The sequence below is a fragment of the Salmonella sp. SAL00653 genome (genome assembly GCF_046552515.1).
Taxonomy (GTDB): Bacteria; Pseudomonadota; Gammaproteobacteria; order Enterobacterales; family Enterobacteriaceae; genus Salmonella; species Salmonella enterica.
This window is the reverse complement of record NZ_JBGDTY010000003.1, coordinates 282,312-302,611: the sequence shown is the minus strand read 5'-3', so window position 1 is coordinate 302,611 and position 20,300 is coordinate 282,312. Positions and strand designations below refer to the sequence as shown.

Genomic DNA, 20,300 nt, shown 5'->3' with positions numbered 1-20,300 from the left:
AATTTTTTTTGCTTTTCAGCCAGCATCCGCTTTACGCCAATGCTTTTAAACTGGAGCGGGAAACGAGACTCGAACTCGCGACCCCGACCTTGGCAAGGTCGTGCTCTACCAACTGAGCTATTCCCGCAGTATCAAGCAACTTTGTTAATCACTTGATTTTGTTATCGTCTGGCAATCAGTGCTGCCGTTCGATGCGTTGCATTCTACTTACCTGACGCACTGAGTCAACGATATTTTTCGTCACTCACGATCGTTTGCTGAAATTTGCGGCGAAACGATCACTGATCAAGCAAATCTCCACGTGCAGCGCTCAAATATTGCAACATGGACCACAATGTTAGCACCGCTGCGACAAAGAAAAGCGCGATCCCGGCATACTCTACCCAGATATTCGGACGCCACAAGAGCCACGCCAGCGCCACCATCTGCGCGGTAGTTTTGACTTTACCGATCCAGGAGACCGCTACACTACTGCGTTTGCCCAGCTCCGCCATCCATTCACGCAGAGCAGAGATAATAATTTCGCGGGCTATCATCGTCGCCGCAGGTAACGTCACCCACCAGCTATGATAATGCTCGGTGACCAGCACCATGGCGATCGCCACCAGCACCTTGTCGGCGACGGGGTCGAGGAAAGCGCCGAAACGCGTACTCTGGTTCCAGCGTCGCGCCAGAAAGCCGTCAAACCAGTCGGTAATAGCGGCAATACAGAAAATCAGCGCGCTGACCATCGGCGCCCAGGCGAACGGCAAATAAAACACCACGACAAAGAATGGAATCAGGATGACGCGAAACAGCGTGAGCAACGTAGGGATATTAAATTGCATAGTGACGGGTAACTATCTGTTGTCAGTGAAATTACCCCTATGTTGCTACAGTGGCCTCAATGTTTCAACGACCAGAAGATCTTTTCTGCCAGACCTTGCGAAATACCCGGCACTTTTGCAATTTCTTCTACGCTGGCGTTACGTAGTCCTTGCAAACCGCCCATATATTTCAGCAGCATCTGGCGACGTTTAGGCCCAACGCCTTCAATAGTTTCCAGCGTACTGGTATTTTTAACCTTCGCGCGTTTTTTACGGTGCCCGCCGATCGCGTGATCGTGCGACTCATCGCGAATATGCTGAATAACATGCAGCGCCGGCGAGTCCGGCGGCAGGCTAAACCCCTCGCCTTCCGGTTCAAAAAAGAGTGTTTCCAGACCGGCCTTTCTGTCCGCGCCTTTGGCGACGCCAAGCAGCAAAGGACGATGCTTATCCCAGGGGACATCCAGCTCAGCGAAAACGGCTTTCGCCTGGGCGAGCTGCCCTTTTCCGCCGTCGATCAGAATAACATCCGGAATCTTACTTTCTTCTATGGCCTTGCCATAACGCCGACGTAGCACCTGATTCATCGCCGCGTAGTCATCACCCGGCGTGATGCCCGCGATATTATAACGACGATACTCGGCGCGTAACGGCCCGTTAGCGTCAAATACCACACAGGATGCGACCGTTTGCTCCCCCATGGTATGGCTGATGTCAAAACATTCCATCCGCTTGATCGCAGGAAGTTTTAATACCGCCGCCAGCGCGGTCAAACGCTGCGTGATGGTGGACTGCTGCGAAAGTTTAGTGATTAAGGCCGTTGCCGCGTTGGTCCGCGCCAGCTTGAGATAACGGGCGCGATCGCCACGCGGTTTTGTCTGGACATGAATACGCCGTCCGGCAAGTTCCGACAACGAGTCGGCCAGCAGCGTTTTATCACTCAGATTAAAATCGAGCAGTATCTCGCCCGGTAGCGTGCGCATCTGGCTACTCTGCAGGTAAAACTGCCCGACAAAGGTTTCCACCACTTCGCCCAGTTCCGTACCGCCAGGCACTTTTGGAAAATAGCTGCGGCTGCCCAGCACCTTACCCTGGCGAATAAACAACACATGCACACAGGCCATACCCGCATCAAAAGCCACACCGATCACGTCGAGATCGTCGCCCGCATTGGAGACAAACTGTCTCTCCGTGACCCGGCGTACCGCCTGGATCTGATCGCGAATACGCGCCGCCTCTTCAAATGCCAGATCCTGGCTGGCCTTTTCCATCCGGGCAATCAGCTGTGTTAAGACCTGGTCGTCCTTGCCGGACAAAAACAACCGGACATACTCCACCTGTTGCGCATACTCCTCCTCGCTGACCAGTCCTGCAACGCAGGGGCCTAAGCAGCGGCCAATCTGGTATTGCAGGCAAGGACGCGAGCGGTTGCGATACACGCTGTTTTCGCACTGGCGGATAGGGAAAATTTTCTGTAACAGCGCCAGCGTTTCCCGCACGGCATAGCCATTAGGAAATGGGCCGAAGTACTCGCCTTTCGCATGTTTAGCGCCACGGTGCATCGCCAGACGCGGATGGGTATCGCCGCTCAGAAAAATAAAAGGATAGGATTTATCATCACGCAACAACACGTTGTAACGCGGTTGATACAACTTGATGTAATTATGCTCAAGCAGCAGCGCTTCCGTTTCGGTATGTGTTACCGTGACATCAATGTGTTGAATTTGCGCAACTAGCGCTTCGGTTTTACGCGAAGCCAGGTTGCTGCGAAAGTAGCTGGAAAGACGCTTTTTCAGGTCTTTTGCTTTACCGACATAAATAACCGTACCGCCGGCGTCATACATACGATAGACACCGGGTTGGCTGGTAACGGTTTTCAGGAACGCCTTTGCGTCAAATATTTCACTCACTGGCTTGTTAACGTCTCCGCATTACACAGGCCATGGCGGATTGCCAGGTGAGTCAGCTCAACATCACCATGAATGTTTAATTTACTGAACATACGATAGCGATAGCTGTTCACCGTTTTAGGACTGAGATTCAGCTGTTCTGAAATCTCATTGACCTTCTGACCCTTGGTGATCATCAGCATAATCTGCAACTCGCGTTCAGACAAACTGGCGAACGGCGTTTCCGTTTTTGCAGGCTCGATCTGACTGAGCGCCATCTGCTGAGCGATATCGGAGGCGATATAACGTTGTCCGGAATACACCGAACGAATAGCGCTCACCACCTCCTGAGGCGCAGCGCCTTTGCTGAGATAGCCAGCTGCGCCAGCCTGCATCACTTTGGCGGGCAACGGGTTCTCCGTATGGACGGTCAGCATGATCACTTTGATATCCGCTGTCGATCGGGCAATTTTACGCGTCGCCTCAAGGCCGCCAATACCGGGCATGTTCATATCCATCAGCACGACGTCAACGGCGTTAGTACGGCACCATTTTACCGCATCCTCTCCGCAGCACGCTTCACCGACAACTTTAATGCCCTTTATATCTTCAAGAATGCGTCGTATCCCTGCGCGCACCAGTTCGTGGTCATCAACAAGAAGAACGTTGATCAAAGGAATATCTCCAGAATAGGGATAACGCTACTGATAGTTAATCGTCCTTATATTAGCTGGTTTTATCTCAACTTTGAAACGTAAAAAAACACCGGGTATTCGATTTTGCTCTCGTTTTTGGAAATTATGTTGTACGTCATGTGGCAACTGCCAACGTTGTAGCCCCTTCTGGCGGCGCTGTCCCGGGCTGATATTTCATAATGGTGACAAAAATTTCACGTTCCGCTGTCTAAACACTAATTAGAGAATCAACTTTGTAACAATAATTAACGAGTGAAATACGCGTAATAAACAAAGAATGAAGAAAATATATGCATCACGCGGCAACGTTTATTTTGTGGGTAAACCTTCCTCTTTTTGATCAAAAAACAACCACTGCTATTTTTAGCGTAGCTTATGGTATACTCCGCCGCCTTAACATCTGCTATCGCACATTTTCACTGAAACATAACGAGGAAAATAAATGAGTACGCCTGATTTTTCCACCGCTGAGAATAATCAAGAACTGGCTACTGAAGTCAACTGCCTGAAAGCCATGTTAACGCTGATGCTGCAGGCGATGGGCCAGGCCGATGCAGGGCGCGTGATTCTTAAAATGGAAAAACAGATCGCGCAGATGGATGATGAAGCACAAGCGGCGGTATTTTCCAGTACGGTTAAGCAAATTAAACAAGCTTACCGCCAGTAGTAAAAAACCGGCTGTTAGCATCGCTTTCAGCCGGTTTCGCGTCTGGCGCGAAGCATCGTCAGCACGTCATATCAGACCTGTCGCCGCAGCGTAGCAGGCAATCTGTGTTTTATTTGGCGCATTGAATTTCTTCTGCATATTTTTCTGATGGAAGTTAACGGTATTTTCAGAAATCGACAGAATAATGGCGATCTCTGATGAGGTCTTCCCTTCCGCCGTCCACTTCAGAATCTCTTTCTCACGTTTACTGAAACGCATCTCAGGCGCCATCACCATGTCGTCTTCAAATCTTGTCAGCGCCGAAAGACTCTCCCGCGCCAGCAGTTGCAACCTCAGCTCCACTTCATCGTAGGTAAACGAGGAGCAGCGTAAACTGCTACGGGAGACAGATAAAAAGCCCAGCGCCCGGTTCGGCAACATCACACACTGGGTTACGCCTCTGCGTAATCCGAAACGCTGGGCGGCATCCCACATCGCCTGCGCTTCATGAAATAGCACGTCATCCCAATGTAAATGACCCTGCCTGAAATTTTCCGGCTTTAATACCGGATCGATCGCAAAATAGTTTTCGGACTGATAATGCGTTACCCACGCCGGAGGATAAGTGGTACGAAGCGATATTTTAGGCCGGGTAAAGGGAACGGGATGACGAACACACAGGGCATAATAATCAAATTCCAGCCGCTGTGTCTGATATTGCAATTCAGTATAAAAATCCTCTGCTGCCGCCATCTCCTGAAAGCGTAACAACATTGCGCGTCGCCAGGTGAAGAAATCATTTTCCTGCATATTTTATGGTCACGCCTTTGATATTGATAATCATTATTATGAATAGCTTAAATTAACACATAAATAGTGTTTATATATAAGAAATATCGGACGAAACGTAGAATACTTGAGCGGCATTACACTTTTTTGGCTTCCGCCTGAGAGCAAGGTTAATAATCTGGCAGAATGACTTCATAATTATTCATTGCGCTCGCCCAAGGCGCGGCTAATTCGGGCGAGCGTTGAAAAGGTATTATTTCACTAAAAATTTCTCAAGGAACTGGCGGGTACGCGGATGCTGAGGATCGGCGAACAAGGTTTTCGCCGGCCCCTGCTCGACGATTTGCCCCTGATCCATAAATATTGCCCGGTCAGCCACGTCACGCGCAAAGCCCATTTCGTGAGTAACGATCACCATCGTGCGCTTTTCCTGCGCCAGCTGGCGAATCGTATTAAGCACCTCGCCGACTAATTCAGGATCAAGCGCCGACGTCGGCTCATCAAACAGAATCACTTCCGGGCGCATCGCCAGCGCGCGCGCAATCGCCACGCGCTGCTGTTGCCCGCCCGACAGGCGGCGCGGATAACGGGTCTCTTTACCGGCCAACCCGACTTTGGCTAACAGTTCCCGCGCCAGCGCCGTCGCCTCGGCTTTCGGCTCTCCCTTTACAATCACCGGACCTTCAATGATATTTTCCAGCACGGTACGATGCGGGAACAGGTTAAAACTCTGAAAGACAAAGCCGACATGCTGACGTAGCTGGCGAATCAACCCTTTTTGCTGGCTGAATGGGCGCGCGGTATCGATGATAATATCGCCCACTTTAATGGTGCCCGCTTCCGGTTGTTCCAGCAGGTTAATGCAGCGTAATAACGTTGTCTTCCCTGAGCCGCTCGGGCCGATAATGGCGACGACTTCTCCGGGCTTCACCTCAAGGTCGATACCGTGCAGCACCGTTTGACCATGAAATTTTTTGACCAGGTTGGTGACTTCGATCGCACTCATTTTGGCTCTCTCTCCTGGCGGTTAAGCTGGTTTTCAAAATAGTTTTGCAGTGCCGATAAGACGGTCGCCATTACCCAGTAGATTAACGACGCGGCCAGATACATGGTAAACACCTCCAGCGTTCGCGAGGTAATTAACTGCGCCTGGCGGAACAACTCCAGCACCTGAATCGTCGCGGCGAGCGACGTATCTTTCACCAGGCTGATAAAGCTGTTGCTCAACGGAGGAAGCGCGACGCGAGCCGCCTGCGGCAAAATAGCGCGACGTAGCGTTTGCCACGGCGTCATGCCAATGCTCGCCGCCGCTTCCCATTGTCCCTTGTCGATAGCCGAGATCGCCGCGCGCAGCGTCTCGGACGTGTAAGCCGCGGTATTGAGCGATAAACCAATCATCGCCGCCGGGATAGGGTCCAGCTCAATACCAAATTGCGGCAGGCCGTAATAGATCATAAATAACTGGGCGATAAGCGGCGTACCGCGAAAAATCGAGATATAAAAGCGCGCCAGCCAGCGAACCGGCCATAGCGGAGACATCCGCATCAGCGCCAGCACAAATCCCAGCAGCAGACCAAAAAACATACCGCCAATACTCAGTTGCAGGGTAAAGACGGCGCCTTTAAGCAAATACGGCAGCGATTCAATAACCAGTTGGATACTTTCTTGCATTCGCGTTGATTACCTGGAGGTTATACATGAGGATGGTAGGCAAACAGCGCAGGCGCCCCACCGGTGTGAATAAAGAGAATCGGCCCGTCATCGTTAAAGCGTTTCTGGCTGATGCCGTCTATCAGACCCGCCATCGCTTTGCCGGTATATACCGGATCCAGCAACACCCCCTCCAGGCTCGCCAGCAGTTTCACCGCCTCCATCCCCGCGTCATTTGGCACGCCGTAACCCGGGGCAAAATAGTCATCCCATAAATGAATATCCGCCGTCGCCGTCAGCGCCAGCTGACCGGCAATAGCCTGCTGCAAGGAAATCACTCTGGGTTTCTGCTCGGCGACAGAACGTGAAACAGTCACGCCAATCAGTTCGACATCCGGCATCAGATGTTCCAGCCCGACAGCTAACCCGGCGTGCGTTCCGGCGCTGCCGGAGGCCACCACCACCGAAGAGAGCCCGACGACCTCTGCACACTGCTGGGCGATTTCCAGGGCGCTCTCTACGTATCCCATTGCGCCCAGCGCGCTGGAGCCGCCGACCGGGATCACATAGGGCCTGAACCCTTGCGCTTCAATGCGCGTCGCCAGCGTTTGCAGCTGCGCATCCGGATCGGTCAGCGCATCGCACATCTCAATTTGTGTATTAAATAAATCCAGTAACAGGCGATTACCATTCGTCAGGTAATTTTCCGCAGTGGTACCGATTGGATTTTCCAGCAAGGCGACGCAATGCAGCCCCAATTTGGCCGCGACTGCCGCCGTCTGACGGACATGGTTCGACTGAATCGCCCCTGCGGTTATCAGCGTATCCGCCCCTTCTCGCAGCGCGTCGGCCACCAGAAACTCCAGCTTACGCAGTTTATTGCCGCCCATTGCAATGGGCGTAACGTCATCGCGCTTAATGTAAATCTCACGGCCAAGATAATCAGACAATCGCGGCAGGTATTCGAGCGGGGTCGGCGCGCCAATAAGCTCCAGGCGAGGAAAGCGCGTTAAGTGATGTAGTGGCATTGAGCCTCCGGTAACGTTGTGGTGTGTTCTTTTTATTATGCACGTTGATCTAACGGAAATAAAAAAGGCGCCGATTCACGCGCCTCCGTTTGCTGACATAGTATGAGGTTGATATTGCCCGGCGGCGCACTGCCTGCCGGGCAACGTAGAGCATTATTGGGTCACGTCAGCGCCAAACCATTTTTCAGAGAGCGCTTTTAAGGTGCCATCTTTTTGCATTTCCGCAATGGCATTATCTACCGCTTTCAGCAAGTCTTCGTTGCCTTTACGTAACGCAACGCCGGACTCCTGACGCGAAAACGCATCACCGGTGACGGCCAGCGTACCTTTGGTTTTTTTCACCAGATCCAGCGCCGCCAGACGATCGACTAAAATCGCGTCAATACGGCCTACGCGCAGATCCTGGTATTTTGTAGGATCATCGTCATAGGTACGGATATCCACGCCCTGCACATGTTGACGTAGCCACTCTTCATAGTTAGTCCCCAGCCCAACGCCGACTTTTTTGCCCTGCAGATCGGCCGCCGTTTTGATCGTGCCTTCATTGCCTTTTTTCACCAGCGCCTGAACGCCGGAGACAGTATAAGGCGTAGAGAAATCATATTTTTTCTTGCGGACGTCTGAAATCGTGACCTGGTTTATCACCACATCAATGCGTTTAGAGTCCAGTGACGCCAGCATTCCGTCCCATTTGGTCGGCTTCAACGACGCTTTAACGCCCAGATGTTTTGCCAACGCCTCGGCGAAATCGACTTCAAAACCGGTTAATTTGCCGTCTTCGCCCTGAAAGCTAAACGGCGGATAGGTACCTTCCAGCCCTACCAGCAGCGTGCCGCGTTCTTTAACTTTGTTCAGCAAACCCTCATCGGCAAAGCTCTTCGCGCTCATTCCCGCCACCAGCGCTACAGCCATTACTCCCATCAGTGCCTGACGTCCCAGCAGTGCTAATTTCATAGTAACCCCGAATATTGCCGTTAATGACCATAGACTGTGTCCCGCCATGGCGCATCGTCACGTCTCGCGAACCTTTGGGGGACTCAGCCTAATGTAGAAGGTTTGCCACGTTTCACCAACACGACTCTGCTACATCTTATGCTTTTTTAATATATATCAGAACTGGCGGTAAAGGGGGATTTCTGTCTGGGCGCAATCTGCTGATGCGCTTTATATTGCTGGTATTTACGCAGTGCGATACGGTAATTATTGGTGCTGGTTTCCGGCAACCATGGCGCCAGGCTTTCATCGAGAAAACCGTCCTGAAGCAGATCGTGGGAAATGTTTTGCTCGCTGAGGTAATTGCCAAGACGCCGTAAACGCACGACATATTCCCGCACCGTGCCATGGCTCATCTCGGTTTGTTCAAACAAATACTGCTTGAAACCGATAATATCGAAAAAATCACTCTGCTTTTTGCAGTGCAAATCGCCGCAAAAGCGACACAGCGCCACCCACTCCTTCTGCTCCCGCTGCCAGGCAGCGTCGTCAAGTAGCATATCCAGCTGTGAAATAGCGATTTTATTAACGATCTTGCCACGGCGAACCAGCGTAATGCGGTCGAGCAGTTTGTGACAATGCGCGCAATGCGTCTGGCTGTGTTTAAAGTCTTTAAGATAGCGGCTCAAGGGCCGCCTTTTAGGTTGCTGCACCGTCATGAGAACTCCTGGTAGTCTATACGTTGTGCGGCACTTTTCGGGTGCGACCATGCGCGACCTATAACTTACCCAGTTTGGTGCGTAATCGTTTGATGGCCTGACTATGCAACTGGCTGACCCGCGATTCGCCAACTTCCAGTACCGCGCCAATCTCTTTGAGGTTGAGCTCTTCCTGGTAATACAGCGTTAACACCAGTTGCTCGCGTTCCGGCAGCGATTCAATCGCGTCCATTACCCGCTGTCGCAGGTCGCCCTCCAGCAGTTGATGTAACGGGTTTTCCTGTTGATGTTCTTCAGTCACCAGTTCGATGCTATCGCCATGCTCTTCCCGCCACTCATCGTAAGAGAAAAGTTGGCTGTTGTTGGTATCGAGCAACATCTGACGATACTCCGCAACAGGGATGCCAAGACGTTCCGCCACTTCGGTTTCCGTCGCATTACGCCCCAGTTCCTGCTCCAGTTGTCCCATCGCCTGCGCCACTTCGCGGGCATTACGCCGGACGCTACGCGGCACCCAATCGCGGCTGCGTAATTCATCCAGCATCGCCCCACGAATACGCTGCACTGCGTAAGTGGTAAATGCCGTTCCTTGCAAAGCGTCATATCGGTCGACCGCATTTAATAACCCGATGCCGCCCGCTTGTAGCAGATCGTCCAGTTCCACGCTCGCCGGCAATCGCACCTGCAGGCGCAATGCTTCGTGACGCACCAGCGGTACATAACGCTGCCACAGCGAGTGTTTATCCATTACACCTTCAGCGGTATACAGTGAATTCACGATAAACAGCCCTGCGTTAAATGAGTTATCGGCATGATTATCCGTTTCTACAGAGGGTTCTATCGAAGGAATAAGGCTATAAAAGAAGGGTTATTTCACTTATGTAACCTGTAGCGCCTTTTTAGCGGCTCAAAGAGCAGAATAAAATCAGCCAGATAGGATAAACGGGATGCGCAAAAGCCCCCCCCGAACAAAACTATGTCAGAAGATGAATCATCGACAGATCGTCGCCAGTACGCACCGTTTCTATATGGCGATGAAAATTCTTCGCCACCTCGCTGTTATGCTGGCTGCGGGAGTGAAAGCTATACACAATATTGGTAACGTCATCCCACTCAAGCCGCCCGCGCTCATGCACGCTGGCTGCCGTTAATAGCTTAATAAAGGCATATTCCGCCACGATAATATACAGCGCGCGTAACGGGTCGACATTCGGCTGGTTGGGGAAATTATTTTCCCAAATTTTATAGAGAATCAAATTTCTGAAGGCCCAGTTCTTCTGCTGCTCATCCGCCTGTAAACAGCGCGCTAATGAGGACTCAATATCGCTAACCTTCTGCTCCATTGAAACGCCCTCTTCCGCCGTCAGCACCCGCAGAAGACACTGGATGTAGTGATCGAGGATAACACTGCCACGATTAAGCGGGAGCGAGCGGAAATAGTCCTGCATCTGCAATACCAGCGAGGTTTTTACCTTGCTATCCGGCGCGATATTCATTAACTCCTGCGCCAGCACGCCGGTCTGCAACTGTTCAAGTAACGCGGCATACACCTGTTCCAGTTCGCCCAGCGCGGCATCATCAATTTTGGCAAATTTCTGTGCATACATGACGAATTTAATCAACGCATAGAGCGCGGCTTCCGTACTGCTGTTGGCATGGTTGATCAGACTCAGGCAAAACAGATTGAGTAACTTTTGCTGCGCTGGGAATAACGGCGCAGTATTGAATGTCTGCTGAATGATTGTTTTTTCGCTGAGTGCCATTGCGTCAGGATCGTTTAAAATGCGGGACGTCACCTCCGGGCAGGCAAGACTCAGAGAGTTACGCACCTCATTTTTATAGGTATGATGCGCCCGCGGGAAAGAGGAACAGGTATGACTTAATGCCTTTGCGCCTAACGTTTTTTGCACCCGGCACAGACGGTCCTCATCCAGATAAGGGCAATTCCCCAGCGCCGAAGGCAGCTTAATTTCCCCCCAGTGGCTGTTGTTCTTTTTCAGCAGGATAATATGGTCTTGCGCGATGGTACGAATCGCCGTGTCTTTACTGGCGAGATACTTTTTGACCGTCGTCTTATCCAGCGTGATTTTCCAGCCCTTACAACAGTGATCGCGGCAGGCCGAGCCAGAACAGGAAAAGTGGGTGACAAAGGCAGGTTCAGTGACGGTGATTTCTTTCATTACACAGGCTCCGGAATTAAAAAAGGCAGCTTTCGCTGCCTTGATTGTGTACCACGTGTCGGTGAATCAATCGCCGGATTAACGCAGTAAAGAGAGGACGTTTTGCGGAACCTGGTTCGCCTGCGCCAGAACGGAGGTACCGGCCTGCTGCAGAATCTGCGCGCGAGACATGTTGGAAACTTCGGTCGCGTAGTCGGAATCTTCGATACGGCTACGGGCAGAAGACAGGTTATTTACGGTATTGCCCAGGTTGGTGATAGCGGAGTTGAAACGGTTCTGAACCGCACCCAGGTCAGAACGCAGCGCATCCACCTGCGCCAAAGCAGCATCAATTTTCTGCAGCGGGTTTTCAGTGGTTGTAGCAGCCGCTTCCGCCAGCTCTGGCTGTGCTTTGAAGTTGTGCCCAGCGGCTTTGCTGGCATTGTAGGTTTTACCGTCGATAGTAACAACTTCGGTTTTACCGTCTGCGCCACCTAATTTATTCGCAGCAGTTTTTTCGGTACCAGTGGTAGCGTCAACGTAGCTAGTAACTTTCAAGCTAGCTGCGCCAGATTTATCAACAGATGCTGCATAATAACCACCGGAGGTCTTAAATGCGAACCCACCATCAATAACTTTGCCATTATTATCTGTATAAGACATTTTCACTAAAGTAGCTGTATCAGCTTCTGCATCTGCAACTCCTGCAGCTTTTAATGCAGCTTTCGCATTTGTTGCTGCTATTTCAGTATCATTCTGTTGAACTTTTGAAACTGCTTTTGCATCAGTTGGTAAGTCAACCACTGTTGGTCTAGTCGCAAAAGTAACTGCTCCTGTATCTGCGGCAACAGTGACTTCATAGGTTCCATTTTTATCTGTATCTGCGGCATCATCGTATCCACTGACAGTCGCGTAATACTTGCCATCTTTAAAGCTAATATCTGCTTTTATACCAGCACCACCACTGGTTGCTGCACCAATTTTTGCAGTAATAGCTGTTTTATCAGGAACAGCAATATTCTGTTTCGAGTCGGAATAGGAAGCAGCTACAGCAGTATCGCTCACATCATATTTTTTCTGCACATTCAGCGTATCTAGGCCCAGGGTCTGAGAGTTGATCTGCTTCAGATCGATATCGATAGTTTCACCGTCGTTGGCACCAACCTGGATGGTCAGAGTGTTGTCCTGCGCCAGGACTTTCACGCCGTTGAACTGAGTCTGACCGGATACACGGTCGATTTCGTTCAGACGCTGGGTGATTTCAGCCTGGATGGAGTCGAGGTCAGACTGGGAGTTGGTGCTGTTAGCAGACTGAACCGCCAGTTCACGCACACGCTGCAGGTTGTTGTTGATTTCGTTCAGCGCGCCTTCAGTGGTCTGCGCAATAGAAATACCGTCGTTAGCGTTACGGGAAGCCTGAGTCAGACCTTTGATGTTCGCGGTGAAACGGTTAGCAATCGCCTGACCTGCCGCATCGTCTTTCGCGCTGTTGATACGCAGACCGGAAGACAGACGCTCGATAGCGGTACCCAGAGCAGACTGGGATTTGTTCAGGTTATTCTGGGTCAACAGCGACAGGCTGTTTGTATTAATGACTTGTGCCATGATCTTTTCCTTATCAATTACAACTTGATGTTATTGGGCTGTTGCCCACGGTTTCTCACCGTAACCCTTGTATCGGCACCTGAATTTCGAACTTTAGAAAATTTTTCACTTCCCCCGATCTTTTTCTTAGGCGGCGAAATAGCCGCTTTATGCATCATTATTCCGCGCATTATTTTTGCAAAATTATCATTAAACTTTGCCTCCAGATTGCCGATAACGCGCTTAACTACTGTTTGCAATCAAAAAGGAAGAAGGCATGGCTTCAATTTCATCATTAGGTGTGGGATCAAACTTACCATTAGACCAGTTGTTGACAGACCTGACAAAGAACGAAAAAGGACGCTTAACGCCAATTACCAAACAGCAGAGCGCGAATTCGGCAAAGCTAACCGCCTATGGCACATTGAAAAGCGCATTAGAAAAATTCCAGACGGCAAATACCGCGTTAAATAAAGCGGATTTATTTAAGTCTACCGTGGCGTCCAGCACGACAGAGGACCTCAAAGTCAGTACTACCGCTGGCGCTGCCGCAGGGACTTATAAGATTAACGTAACCCAGCTTGCCGCCGCACAATCGCTGGCGACAAAAACCACCTTCGCGACCACCAAAGAGCAGTTGGGCGATACGTCGGTCACGTCCCGGACAATTAAAATTGAACAGCCGGGACGTAAAGAGCCGCTGGAAATTAAGCTGGATAAAGGCGACACCTCCATGGAGGCGATCCGTAACGCCATCAATGACGCCGACAGCGGTATCGCCGCCAGTATCGTTAAGGTCAAAGAGAACGAATTCCAGTTGGTGCTTACCGCCAATAGCGGTACCGACAATACGATGAAGATCACGGTGGAAGGCGATACAAAACTTAACGATCTACTCGCTTATGACAGCACCACCAATACCGGCAATATGCAAGAGCTGGTGAAAGCAGAAAACGCGAAGCTGAACGTAAACGGCATCGACATTGAGCGTCAGAGCAATACCGTAACCGACGCCCCTCAGGGAATTACGCTCACCCTGACGAAGAAAGTGACCGACGCGACCGTGACGGTAACGAAAGATGATACCAAGGCGAAAGAGGCGATTAAATCCTGGGTGGATGCCTATAACTCGCTGGTGGATACCTTTAGCTCGTTAACCAAATATACCGCCGTTGAGCCGGGCGAAGAAGCCAGCGATAAAAACGGCGCGCTGTTAGGCGATAGTGTGGTTCGTACTATCCAGACCGGGATTCGGGCACAATTTGCCAATAGCGGCAGTAATTCTGCGTTCAAAACAATGGCGGAAATTGGCATCACTCAGGATGGGACTTCCGGCAAACTGAAGATTGATGATGATAAGCTGACCAAAGTACTGAAAGATAACACAGCCGCAGCGCGTGAGCTGCTGGTGGGCGATGGTAAAGAAACGGGGATCACCACCAAAATTGCCACCGAAGTGAAAAGTTATCTGGCGGATGACGGCATTATTGATAATGCGCAGGACAACGTTAACGCCACGCTGAAAAGCCTGACGAAACAGTACCTGTCCGTTAGCAACAGCATCGATGAAACCGTTGCCCGTTACAAGGCCCAGTTTACCCAACTGGATACCATGATGAGTAAGCTGAATAACACCAGTAGTTATTTGACCCAGCAATTTACAGCTATGAACAAGTCCTGATAACAGAGGTCACCATGTACACCGCGAGCGGTATCAAAGCTTATGCGCAAGTCAGCGTGGAAAGCGCCGTGATGAGCGCCAGCCCGCATCAGTTGATTGAAATGTTGTTTGATGGCGCGAATAGCGCTCTGGTGCGCGCTCGCCTGTTTTTAGAACAAGGCGATGTTGTCGCGAAAGGTGAAGCGTTAAGCAAAGCCATCAATATTATCGATAACGGGCTGAAAGCCGGTCTCGATCAGGAAAAAGGCGGTGAGATTGCGACGAATCTTTCCGAGCTATACGACTATATGATTCGCCGTTTACTGCAGGCTAATTTGCGTAACGACGCTCAGGCCATCGAAGAAGTGGAAGGGTTACTCAGCAATATTGCAGAAGCCTGGAAACAGATTTCACCGAAAGCATCTTTCCAGGAGTCTCGTTAATGACCTCAACCGTGGAGTTTATCAACCGTTGGCAGCGTATTGCGCTGCTCAGTCAATCGCTGCTTGAACTTGCGCAGCGAGGTGAATGGGATCTCTTATTGCAACAAGAGGTCTCCTATCTGCAAAGTATTGAAACGGTGATGGAAAAGCAAACTCCACCGGGCATTACGCGAAGTATTCAGGATATGGTCGCCGGATACATCAAACAAACGCTGGATAATGAGCAGCTCCTGAAAGGGCTGCTGCAACAGCGACTGGATGAACTGAGTAGTTTGATCGGACAATCCACCCGCCAAAAATCACTCAACAACGCTTATGGGCGTCTTTCCGGTATGTTACTCGTGCCAGATGCGCCTGGCGCCTCATAATATTTTCCCGTCTCGTATGAAAATTCTTCCATACTCCAGAGGTCGGCTAAACGACTTCTGGAGCACGGAAGATGAAAAACCCCACGTTATTGCAGTACTTCCACTGGTATTATCCCGACGGCGGTAAACTCTGGTCTGAGCTGGCGGAACGTGCTGATGGGCTGAATGATATCGGTATCAATATGGTCTGGCTACCGCCCGCCTGTAAAGGCGCCTCCGGCGGCTATTCCGTAGGCTATGATACCTACGACTTGTTTGACCTCGGCGAATTTGACCAAAAAGGAACTATCGCGACAAAGTACGGCGATAAACGCCAGTTACTGGCGGCGATAGACGCGCTCAAAAAAAATAATATTGCGGTGCTGCTCGACGTCGTCGTGAACCACAAAATGGGCGCAGACGAAAAAGAACGTATTCGCGTTCAGCGCGTGAATCAGGATGACCGCACGCAAATCGATGACAACATCATTGAATGCGAAGGCTGGACGCGCTACACCTTCCCTGCCCGCGCGGGCCAGTATTCCAACTTTATTTGGGACTATCACTGTTTCAGCGGCATTGATCACATCGAGAATCCCGACGAAGACGGCATTTTTAAGATCGTCAATGACTATACCGGCGATGGCTGGAACGATCAGGTTGATGATGAGATGGGTAATTTCGACTATCTGATGGGTGAAAATATCGATTTTCGCAATCACGCGGTTACGGAAGAGATTAAATATTGGGCTCGTTGGGTCATGGAACAAACCCACTGTGACGGCTTTCGCCTGGACGCGGTAAAACATATACCCGCCTGGTTTTATAAAGAATGGATTGAGCATGTACAGGCGGTTGCACCAAAACCGCTGTTTATTGTCGCAGAATACTGGTCGCATGAAGTGGATAAACTGCAAACGTACATCGAACAGGTCGACGGGAAAACCATGCTGTTCGACGCGCCGTTGCAGATGAAATTTCACGAGGCCTCGCGCCAGGACGCGGAGTATGACATGCGCCACATATTCACCGGCACTCTGGTAGAAGCCGACCCTTTTCATGCGGTGACGCTGGTCGCTAACCACGATACACAACCGTTACAGGCGCTGGAAGCGCCGGTAGAACCCTGGTTCAAACCATTGGCCTATGCGCTGATCCTGCTTCGTGAAAACGGCGTACCGTCAGTGTTTTATCCCGATTTATACGGCGCCAGCTATGAAGATAGCGGCGAAAATGGCGAGACCTGTCGGGTCGACATGCCGGTGATTAACCAACTGGATCGGCTGATCCTCGCTCGTCAGCGTTTTGCGCACGGTATACAAACACTCTTTTTCGATCATCCTAACTGTATCGCCTTTAGTCGCAGCGGTACTGAAGAGAATCCAGGCTGTGTGGTTGTACTTTCCAATGGCGACGACGGTGAAAAAACCCTCCTGCTCGGCGACAATTACGCTAACAAGACCTGGCGTGATTTTCTGGGAAACCGCAGTGAGCATGTTGTAACTAATGATCAAGGCGAAGCGACGTTCTTCTGCAACGCAGGCAGCGTCAGCGTGTGGGTCATTGAGGACGTGTGATGAGCGTTCCCGGCGGCAGAGCGCTGCCGGGAAGCGAAATTACGGCAGCGGCGTCGGCAGCGGCGTTTTTTCTAACGCGGCGGCGCACTCCGGCGTCGGACGAGCGACCCGTTGCAGCGTCATGCCATCATATTCCAGGGTATTCCCGTCGCGCTCAATCTCATAGAGCTCACGCTTAACCGTAACATTGGTTAAGTCATCGGAGAGCATGGTCAGCTTGCCCGGCAGAGCAATAACGCGCTGCCACTGGCGGCAGTCCAGCGTATCGCCTTCTTTAGTCACCACCAGGCTGGCGATAGCTTCAGGGCTCACCAGCTTACGTTGCGGGCCTTTTGACTGCCAGTACCCTTCCAGACCGGCCGGCGCGGGCGTTTTCACCACATCATTATAGTTTTCCACCTCGGCGCATCCGGCCAGAACCAGCAATGCGCCAACGATCGCTACTTTTTTCATCATTCATCCTGCATCAGAAGAAAGAGGAATTGTGGCATTAAAGCCCTGACGCCGCCAGCCTTTCCAGGCGCTGGCCGCAATTTGATCCAGTCGGTATTACCGCTTATTAGGTGTAGGCAAATTCTGTGATAGGTGTAGTATGCGCACTTCTTGTTTCACACCTTCTGAGTTCAGAGGCTAAACACATGTCATGGCAACACTTCAAGCAAACCTGGTTAATTAAATTCTGGGCGCCGGCCCCTGCGGTGATCGCAGCCGGTATTCTCTCTACCTATTATTTTGGCATCACCGGCACGTTCTGGGCCGTGACGGGCGAATTTACCCGCTGGGGCGGGCAAATTTTGCAGCTTTTTGGCGTTCATGCCGAACAGTGGGGCTACTACAAGCTGATTCATCTGGAAGGTACGCCGCTGACGCGTATCGACGGCATGATGATCCTCGGCATGTTCGGCGGCTGTTTCGCCGCGGCGCTGTGGGCCAACAACGTAAAACTGCGTATGCCGCGCAGCCGAATCCGTATCGTACAGGCGGTGGTCGGAGGCATGATCGCTGGCTTCGGCGCGCGTCTGGCGATGGGGTGTAACCTGGCCGCCTTTTTTACCGGAATCCCGCAGTTCTCCCTACATGCGTGGTTCTTTGCGCTGGCGACCGCTATCGGCTCCTGGTTCGGCGCCCGCTTTACGTTGCTGCCGATATTTCGCATACCGGTGAAAATGCAAAAGGTCTCCGCGGCTTCGCCACTGACGCAGAAACCGGATCAGGCAAGACGGCGTTTCAGGCTCGGTATGCTGGTCTTTATCGGCATGATTGGCTGGGCGTTATTAACGGCAATGCATCAGCCGAAACTGGGGCTGGCGATGCTGTTCGGCGTCGGTTTTGGGCTGCTGATCGAGCGCGCGCAAATCTGCTTTACTTCGGCCTTTCGCGACCTGTGGATCTCCGGACGCGCCCATATGGCGAAAGCGATTATTTTCGGCATGGCGGTCAGCGCCATTGGTATTTTCAGCTACGTGCAGTTGGGCGTTGCACCTAAAATTATGTGGGCTGGCCCGAATGCGGTCATTGGCGGACTGCTGTTCGGTTTTGGCATCGTGCTGGCGGGCGGCTGCGAAACCGGCTGGATGTACCGCGCCGTAGAAGGCCAGGTGCATTATTGGTGGGTGGGCTTCGGCAATGTCATCGGTTCAACCATCCTGGCTTACTACTGGGATGATTTCGCACCCGCGCTGGCGACCAGTTGGGATAAAGTTAACCTGCTGAATACCTTTGGTCCGCTGGGCGGTCTGCTGGTCACCTATCTGTTGTTATTTACCGCGCTGATGTTAATCATCGGCTGGGAAAAACGTTTTTTCCGCCGTGCGGGGCTGACGCCTGCTAAGGAATCTGTATGAAAAATATCGTCCCTGATTACCGTCTGGATATGGTTGGCGAACCTTGCCCGTACCCGGCGGTCGCCACTCTGGAAGCGATGCCGCAGCTAAAAAAAGGTGAGATCCTGGAAGTGGTGAGCGACTGTCCGCAGTCCATTAATAATATTCCACTGGATGCGCGCAATCACGGTTATACGGTGCTGGATATCCAACAGGATGGCCCGACAATTCGTTATCTGATTCAAAAATAAGCGCATACTCCCGCTGTACGTTACGGCGGGAGACCTTTTACGGCATAACCGGCAAAAATCTAAAACGCATAAAAGAAATCAGACAAGGTCGTCTTGTGCGCCGTGGCATAAATCTATTATATAACGTATACCGTTTTAATTTTGTTTGAGCCGATGAAAAACCCATGACTATTTTAAGCAAAACATAAAATAATTATTATTTTCCCTCTACGTCATAAAAGACTATCAGGTATTTATATTTTTACTCACTGACATTATCAGGTGATGATTTATTTATGCACAGCAGAAGCCAAAAAAATGATAAAAATTATTTTCATCTCCATTATTGGAGTCGTCTGTCTTGCCGCTGCCCGTTACTCACCCGTCACAGTGGTCAATGCACATCCGAGCGCCATTGCCCGCTGTCTCGCTGATAATCTGTCCCCGTATGGGTATATACTGGATCTCCATGAAACAGATATTCCAGGTATTAGTAAAGAATTTACCGTGTATTATCGCAACGGCGCATATATTGCAGGAACATTCTGGATTGCAAACTCAATGACAATAGCCTCAGAGCGAATAGTAGGAATGAATGGCGTCAGTAAACAGGCGTACCCTATTTTTAATAAGTCCCTGCAACAATGTGCAACCCGCTTATCAATAAAATGAGCGCGCCTCGCAAAAAACAAGCCCACATAATCACGCACTGGTTGCATGGGCGTCGCGTCCCCCGCCACTGACTTAGGTAAGCGCCCGGGAGTTCGCTGCGGATGTGTTGTCAGCCCTGGCTTAAACCTGCATGGACATGACTTCCTGATACGCGGCGACCAGCTTATTGCGCACCTGAATCCCCATTTGCATAGAGACGGACGCTTTTTGCATATCAGCCATCACGTCATTAAGCGCAATGCCCGGCTCACCCAGAGTGAATTTTTCCGCCTGAACGCGCGCCGCCGTTTGTCTGTCGCTAATACGATCCAGCGCAGCATGTAGCTGGCCGGCAAAACTCACCGTCGACTGCGAGTGTGTTTCTTGCCCGCTTGCGGCCATCGCCGTCGCCTGTAACTGGCTAATAACCCCTTCAATCCCCTGTATTGCTGCCATGTTATTCCCCTGGATGATTTTTTACGCAGCAGAGATTACCAGTTTGTCAATAAGATAAAGGCGTTAAATAACGATAAAAAACCTCGGTTTTTAGCGCATAGAAAAATTCGAAACCACAAATAATGAGACCGTCAATTTTTCGAGTTTGCTGACCCGGGAGTGAGTCTTGTTCCACTTTGCAAAAAACGCCGTCCACGATCAGTCACGAGGTGCGA

Annotated in this window: 23 protein-coding genes and 1 tRNA gene; 9 read left to right on the top strand and 15 right to left on the bottom strand. The window is 51.0% G+C overall.

All coding sequences use genetic code 11. The features are described from left to right. Positions 1 to 51 precede the first annotated feature (51 nt). The 4 genes from ACLJRU_RS06170 to uvrY all read right to left on the bottom strand — a co-directional run bounded on the left by ACLJRU_RS06170 (position 52) and on the right by uvrY (position 3,369). A tRNA-Gly gene (locus tag ACLJRU_RS06170) sits at positions 52 to 127 on the bottom strand. Positions 128 to 278: 151 nt separating this feature from the next. Further along, positions 279 to 827: a CDP-diacylglycerol--glycerol-3-phosphate 3-phosphatidyltransferase gene (gene pgsA / locus ACLJRU_RS06165; protein ID WP_001160192.1), complete on the bottom strand. Its 549-nt coding sequence runs from the start codon at positions 825 to 827 to the stop codon at positions 279 to 281. Positions 828 to 883: 56 nt separating this feature from the next. Further along, a complete protein-coding gene (gene uvrC / locus ACLJRU_RS06160; RefSeq protein WP_023235022.1) occupies positions 884 to 2,716 on the bottom strand; it encodes an excinuclease ABC subunit UvrC in 1,833 nt (610 codons plus the stop codon). Continuing rightward, positions 2,713 to 3,369, bottom strand: a complete 657-nt coding sequence (gene uvrY / locus ACLJRU_RS06155) for a UvrY/SirA/GacA family response regulator transcription factor (RefSeq protein WP_000611323.1) — start codon at positions 3,367 to 3,369, stop codon at positions 2,713 to 2,715. Before uvrY ends, uvrC begins: the two co-directional genes overlap by 4 nt. Positions 3,370 to 3,680: 311 nt before the next feature. Here uvrY and ACLJRU_RS06150 point away from each other — a divergent pair, with 311 nt between their 5' ends. Both ACLJRU_RS06150 and ACLJRU_RS06145 read left to right on the top strand, forming a co-directional pair. Then, positions 3,681 to 3,836 (top strand): hypothetical protein, encoded by a 156-nt coding sequence (locus ACLJRU_RS06150; protein WP_000546183.1) that lies wholly within the window; start codon positions 3,681 to 3,683, stop codon positions 3,834 to 3,836. Next, entirely contained in the window at positions 3,833 to 4,057 is a 225-nt protein-coding gene (locus tag ACLJRU_RS06145; RefSeq protein WP_000106483.1) for a DUF2594 family protein, read from the top strand. The genes ACLJRU_RS06150 and ACLJRU_RS06145 overlap by 4 nt, the downstream gene beginning before the upstream one ends. Positions 4,058 to 4,123: 66 nt before the next feature. Here ACLJRU_RS06145 and sdiA read toward each other — a convergent pair whose 3' ends face one another. The 9 genes from sdiA to ACLJRU_RS06100 all read right to left on the bottom strand — a co-directional run bounded on the left by sdiA (position 4,124) and on the right by ACLJRU_RS06100 (position 12,919). Further along, entirely contained in the window at positions 4,124 to 4,846 is a 723-nt protein-coding gene (sdiA, locus tag ACLJRU_RS06140) for a transcriptional regulator SdiA (RefSeq protein WP_001157164.1), read from the bottom strand. Positions 4,847 to 5,078: 232 nt separating this feature from the next. Beyond that, a complete protein-coding gene (gene tcyN / locus ACLJRU_RS06135; RefSeq protein ID WP_001273033.1) occupies positions 5,079 to 5,831 on the bottom strand; it encodes an L-cystine ABC transporter ATP-binding protein TcyN in 753 nt (250 codons plus the stop codon). Beyond that, on the bottom strand, positions 5,828 to 6,496 hold the full coding sequence (gene tcyL / locus ACLJRU_RS06130; protein WP_023235024.1) for a cystine ABC transporter permease: 669 nt from the start codon (positions 6,494 to 6,496) through the stop codon (positions 5,828 to 5,830). The genes tcyN and tcyL overlap by 4 nt, the downstream gene beginning before the upstream one ends. 20 nt (positions 6,497 to 6,516) lie before the next feature. After that, positions 6,517 to 7,503, bottom strand: coding sequence for a D-cysteine desulfhydrase (dcyD, locus tag ACLJRU_RS06125; RefSeq protein WP_001540272.1), 987 nt, complete (start codon positions 7,501 to 7,503; stop codon positions 6,517 to 6,519). Positions 7,504 to 7,656: 153 nt separating this feature from the next. Next, complete coding sequence (gene tcyJ, locus ACLJRU_RS06120) at positions 7,657 to 8,457, bottom strand: cystine ABC transporter substrate-binding protein (RefSeq protein WP_000761637.1); 801 nt, start codon at positions 8,455 to 8,457, stop codon at positions 7,657 to 7,659. Between the two features lie 146 nt (positions 8,458 to 8,603). Then, positions 8,604 to 9,155 carry a flagella biosynthesis regulatory protein FliZ gene (gene fliZ / locus ACLJRU_RS06115; RefSeq protein ID WP_000218080.1) on the bottom strand — a complete coding sequence of 184 codons (552 nt, stop codon included), beginning with the start codon at positions 9,153 to 9,155 and terminating at the stop codon, positions 8,604 to 8,606. Positions 9,156 to 9,213: 58 nt separating this feature from the next. Next, complete coding sequence (locus ACLJRU_RS06110; RefSeq protein WP_001087453.1) at positions 9,214 to 9,933, bottom strand: RNA polymerase sigma factor FliA; 720 nt, start codon at positions 9,931 to 9,933, stop codon at positions 9,214 to 9,216. A gap of 196 nt (positions 9,934 to 10,129) precedes the next feature. Beyond that, positions 10,130 to 11,335, bottom strand: coding sequence for a flagellin lysine-N-methylase (gene fliB / locus ACLJRU_RS06105; protein WP_001540275.1), 1,206 nt, complete (start codon positions 11,333 to 11,335; stop codon positions 10,130 to 10,132). Positions 11,336 to 11,413: 78 nt separating this feature from the next. Continuing rightward, positions 11,414 to 12,919, bottom strand: a complete 1,506-nt coding sequence (locus ACLJRU_RS06100) for a FliC/FljB family flagellin (protein ID WP_023235025.1) — start codon at positions 12,917 to 12,919, stop codon at positions 11,414 to 11,416. Positions 12,920 to 13,175: 256 nt separating this feature from the next. On the opposite strand from ACLJRU_RS06100, the gene fliD reads away from it, so the two are divergent. From fliD to amyA, 4 genes are all read left to right on the top strand, one after another. After that, positions 13,176 to 14,579 carry a flagellar filament capping protein FliD gene (fliD, locus tag ACLJRU_RS06095; protein ID WP_001540276.1) on the top strand — a complete coding sequence of 468 codons (1,404 nt, stop codon included), beginning with the start codon at positions 13,176 to 13,178 and terminating at the stop codon, positions 14,577 to 14,579. Between the two features lie 14 nt (positions 14,580 to 14,593). Further along, positions 14,594 to 15,001 (top strand): flagellar export chaperone FliS, encoded by a 408-nt coding sequence (gene fliS / locus ACLJRU_RS06090; RefSeq protein WP_000287764.1) that lies wholly within the window; start codon positions 14,594 to 14,596, stop codon positions 14,999 to 15,001. Next, positions 15,001 to 15,369 (top strand): flagella biosynthesis regulatory protein FliT, encoded by a 369-nt coding sequence (gene fliT / locus ACLJRU_RS06085; protein WP_000204899.1) that lies wholly within the window; start codon positions 15,001 to 15,003, stop codon positions 15,367 to 15,369. Before fliS ends, fliT begins: the two co-directional genes overlap by 1 nt. 71 nt (positions 15,370 to 15,440) lie before the next feature. Beyond that, on the top strand, positions 15,441 to 16,925 hold the full coding sequence (gene amyA, locus ACLJRU_RS06080; RefSeq protein ID WP_001540277.1) for an alpha-amylase: 1,485 nt from the start codon (positions 15,441 to 15,443) through the stop codon (positions 16,923 to 16,925). 39 nt (positions 16,926 to 16,964) lie between these two features. On the opposite strand, the gene yedD is transcribed toward amyA, so the two are convergent. Next, complete coding sequence (yedD, locus tag ACLJRU_RS06075) at positions 16,965 to 17,378, bottom strand: lipoprotein YedD (protein ID WP_000754694.1); 414 nt, start codon at positions 17,376 to 17,378, stop codon at positions 16,965 to 16,967. A gap of 185 nt (positions 17,379 to 17,563) precedes the next feature. On the opposite strand from yedD, the gene yedE reads away from it, so the two are divergent. The 3 genes from yedE to ACLJRU_RS06060 all read left to right on the top strand — a co-directional run bounded on the left by yedE (position 17,564) and on the right by ACLJRU_RS06060 (position 19,650). Then, on the top strand, positions 17,564 to 18,769 hold the full coding sequence (gene yedE, locus ACLJRU_RS06070) for a selenium metabolism membrane protein YedE/FdhT (protein ID WP_023235026.1): 1,206 nt from the start codon (positions 17,564 to 17,566) through the stop codon (positions 18,767 to 18,769). Continuing rightward, a complete protein-coding gene (yedF, locus tag ACLJRU_RS06065) occupies positions 18,766 to 18,999 on the top strand; it encodes a sulfurtransferase-like selenium metabolism protein YedF (RefSeq protein WP_000790504.1) in 234 nt (77 codons plus the stop codon). Before yedE ends, yedF begins: the two co-directional genes overlap by 4 nt. Before the next feature lie 264 nt (positions 19,000 to 19,263). Next, a complete protein-coding gene (locus ACLJRU_RS06060) occupies positions 19,264 to 19,650 on the top strand; it encodes a hypothetical protein (protein WP_001629111.1) in 387 nt (128 codons plus the stop codon). 120 nt (positions 19,651 to 19,770) lie between these two features. On the opposite strand, the gene fliE is transcribed toward ACLJRU_RS06060, so the two are convergent. Continuing rightward, positions 19,771 to 20,085: a flagellar hook-basal body complex protein FliE gene (gene fliE / locus ACLJRU_RS06055; protein ID WP_000719042.1), complete on the bottom strand. Its 315-nt coding sequence runs from the start codon at positions 20,083 to 20,085 to the stop codon at positions 19,771 to 19,773. Between the last annotated feature and the right edge of the window lie 215 nt (positions 20,086 to 20,300).

What these genes read in the sequence shown, in the direction of transcription:
- pgsA (WP_001160192.1), bottom strand. Translation starts at nt 827, where the DNA reads ATGCAATTTAATATCCCTACGTTGCTCACGCTGTTTCGCGTCATCCTG.
- ACLJRU_RS06150 (WP_000546183.1), top strand. Translation starts at nt 3,681, where the DNA reads ATGCATCACGCGGCAACGTTTATTTTGTGGGTAAACCTTCCTCTTTTT.
- ACLJRU_RS06145 (WP_000106483.1), top strand. Translation starts at nt 3,833, where the DNA reads ATGAGTACGCCTGATTTTTCCACCGCTGAGAATAATCAAGAACTGGCT.
- sdiA (WP_001157164.1), bottom strand. Translation starts at nt 4,846, where the DNA reads ATGCAGGAAAATGATTTCTTCACCTGGCGACGCGCAATGTTGTTACGC.
- tcyN (WP_001273033.1), bottom strand. Translation starts at nt 5,831, where the DNA reads ATGAGTGCGATCGAAGTCACCAACCTGGTCAAAAAATTTCATGGTCAA.
- tcyL (WP_023235024.1), bottom strand. Translation starts at nt 6,496, where the DNA reads ATGCAAGAAAGTATCCAACTGGTTATTGAATCGCTGCCGTATTTGCTT.
- dcyD (WP_001540272.1), bottom strand. Translation starts at nt 7,503, where the DNA reads ATGCCACTACATCACTTAACGCGCTTTCCTCGCCTGGAGCTTATTGGC.
- tcyJ (WP_000761637.1), bottom strand. Translation starts at nt 8,457, where the DNA reads ATGAAATTAGCACTGCTGGGACGTCAGGCACTGATGGGAGTAATGGCT.
- fliZ (WP_000218080.1), bottom strand. Translation starts at nt 9,155, where the DNA reads ATGACGGTGCAGCAACCTAAAAGGCGGCCCTTGAGCCGCTATCTTAAA.
- fliB (WP_001540275.1), bottom strand. Translation starts at nt 11,335, where the DNA reads ATGAAAGAAATCACCGTCACTGAACCTGCCTTTGTCACCCACTTTTCC.
- ACLJRU_RS06100 (WP_023235025.1), bottom strand. Translation starts at nt 12,919, where the DNA reads ATGGCACAAGTCATTAATACAAACAGCCTGTCGCTGTTGACCCAGAAT.
- fliD (WP_001540276.1), top strand. Translation starts at nt 13,176, where the DNA reads ATGGCTTCAATTTCATCATTAGGTGTGGGATCAAACTTACCATTAGAC.
- fliS (WP_000287764.1), top strand. Translation starts at nt 14,594, where the DNA reads ATGTACACCGCGAGCGGTATCAAAGCTTATGCGCAAGTCAGCGTGGAA.
- fliT (WP_000204899.1), top strand. Translation starts at nt 15,001, where the DNA reads ATGACCTCAACCGTGGAGTTTATCAACCGTTGGCAGCGTATTGCGCTG.
- amyA (WP_001540277.1), top strand. Translation starts at nt 15,441, where the DNA reads ATGAAAAACCCCACGTTATTGCAGTACTTCCACTGGTATTATCCCGAC.
- yedD (WP_000754694.1), bottom strand. Translation starts at nt 17,378, where the DNA reads ATGAAAAAAGTAGCGATCGTTGGCGCATTGCTGGTTCTGGCCGGATGC.
- yedE (WP_023235026.1), top strand. Translation starts at nt 17,564, where the DNA reads ATGTCATGGCAACACTTCAAGCAAACCTGGTTAATTAAATTCTGGGCG.
- yedF (WP_000790504.1), top strand. Translation starts at nt 18,766, where the DNA reads ATGAAAAATATCGTCCCTGATTACCGTCTGGATATGGTTGGCGAACCT.
- ACLJRU_RS06060 (WP_001629111.1), top strand. Translation starts at nt 19,264, where the DNA reads ATGATTTATTTATGCACAGCAGAAGCCAAAAAAATGATAAAAATTATT.
- fliE (WP_000719042.1), bottom strand. Translation starts at nt 20,085, where the DNA reads ATGGCAGCAATACAGGGGATTGAAGGGGTTATTAGCCAGTTACAGGCG.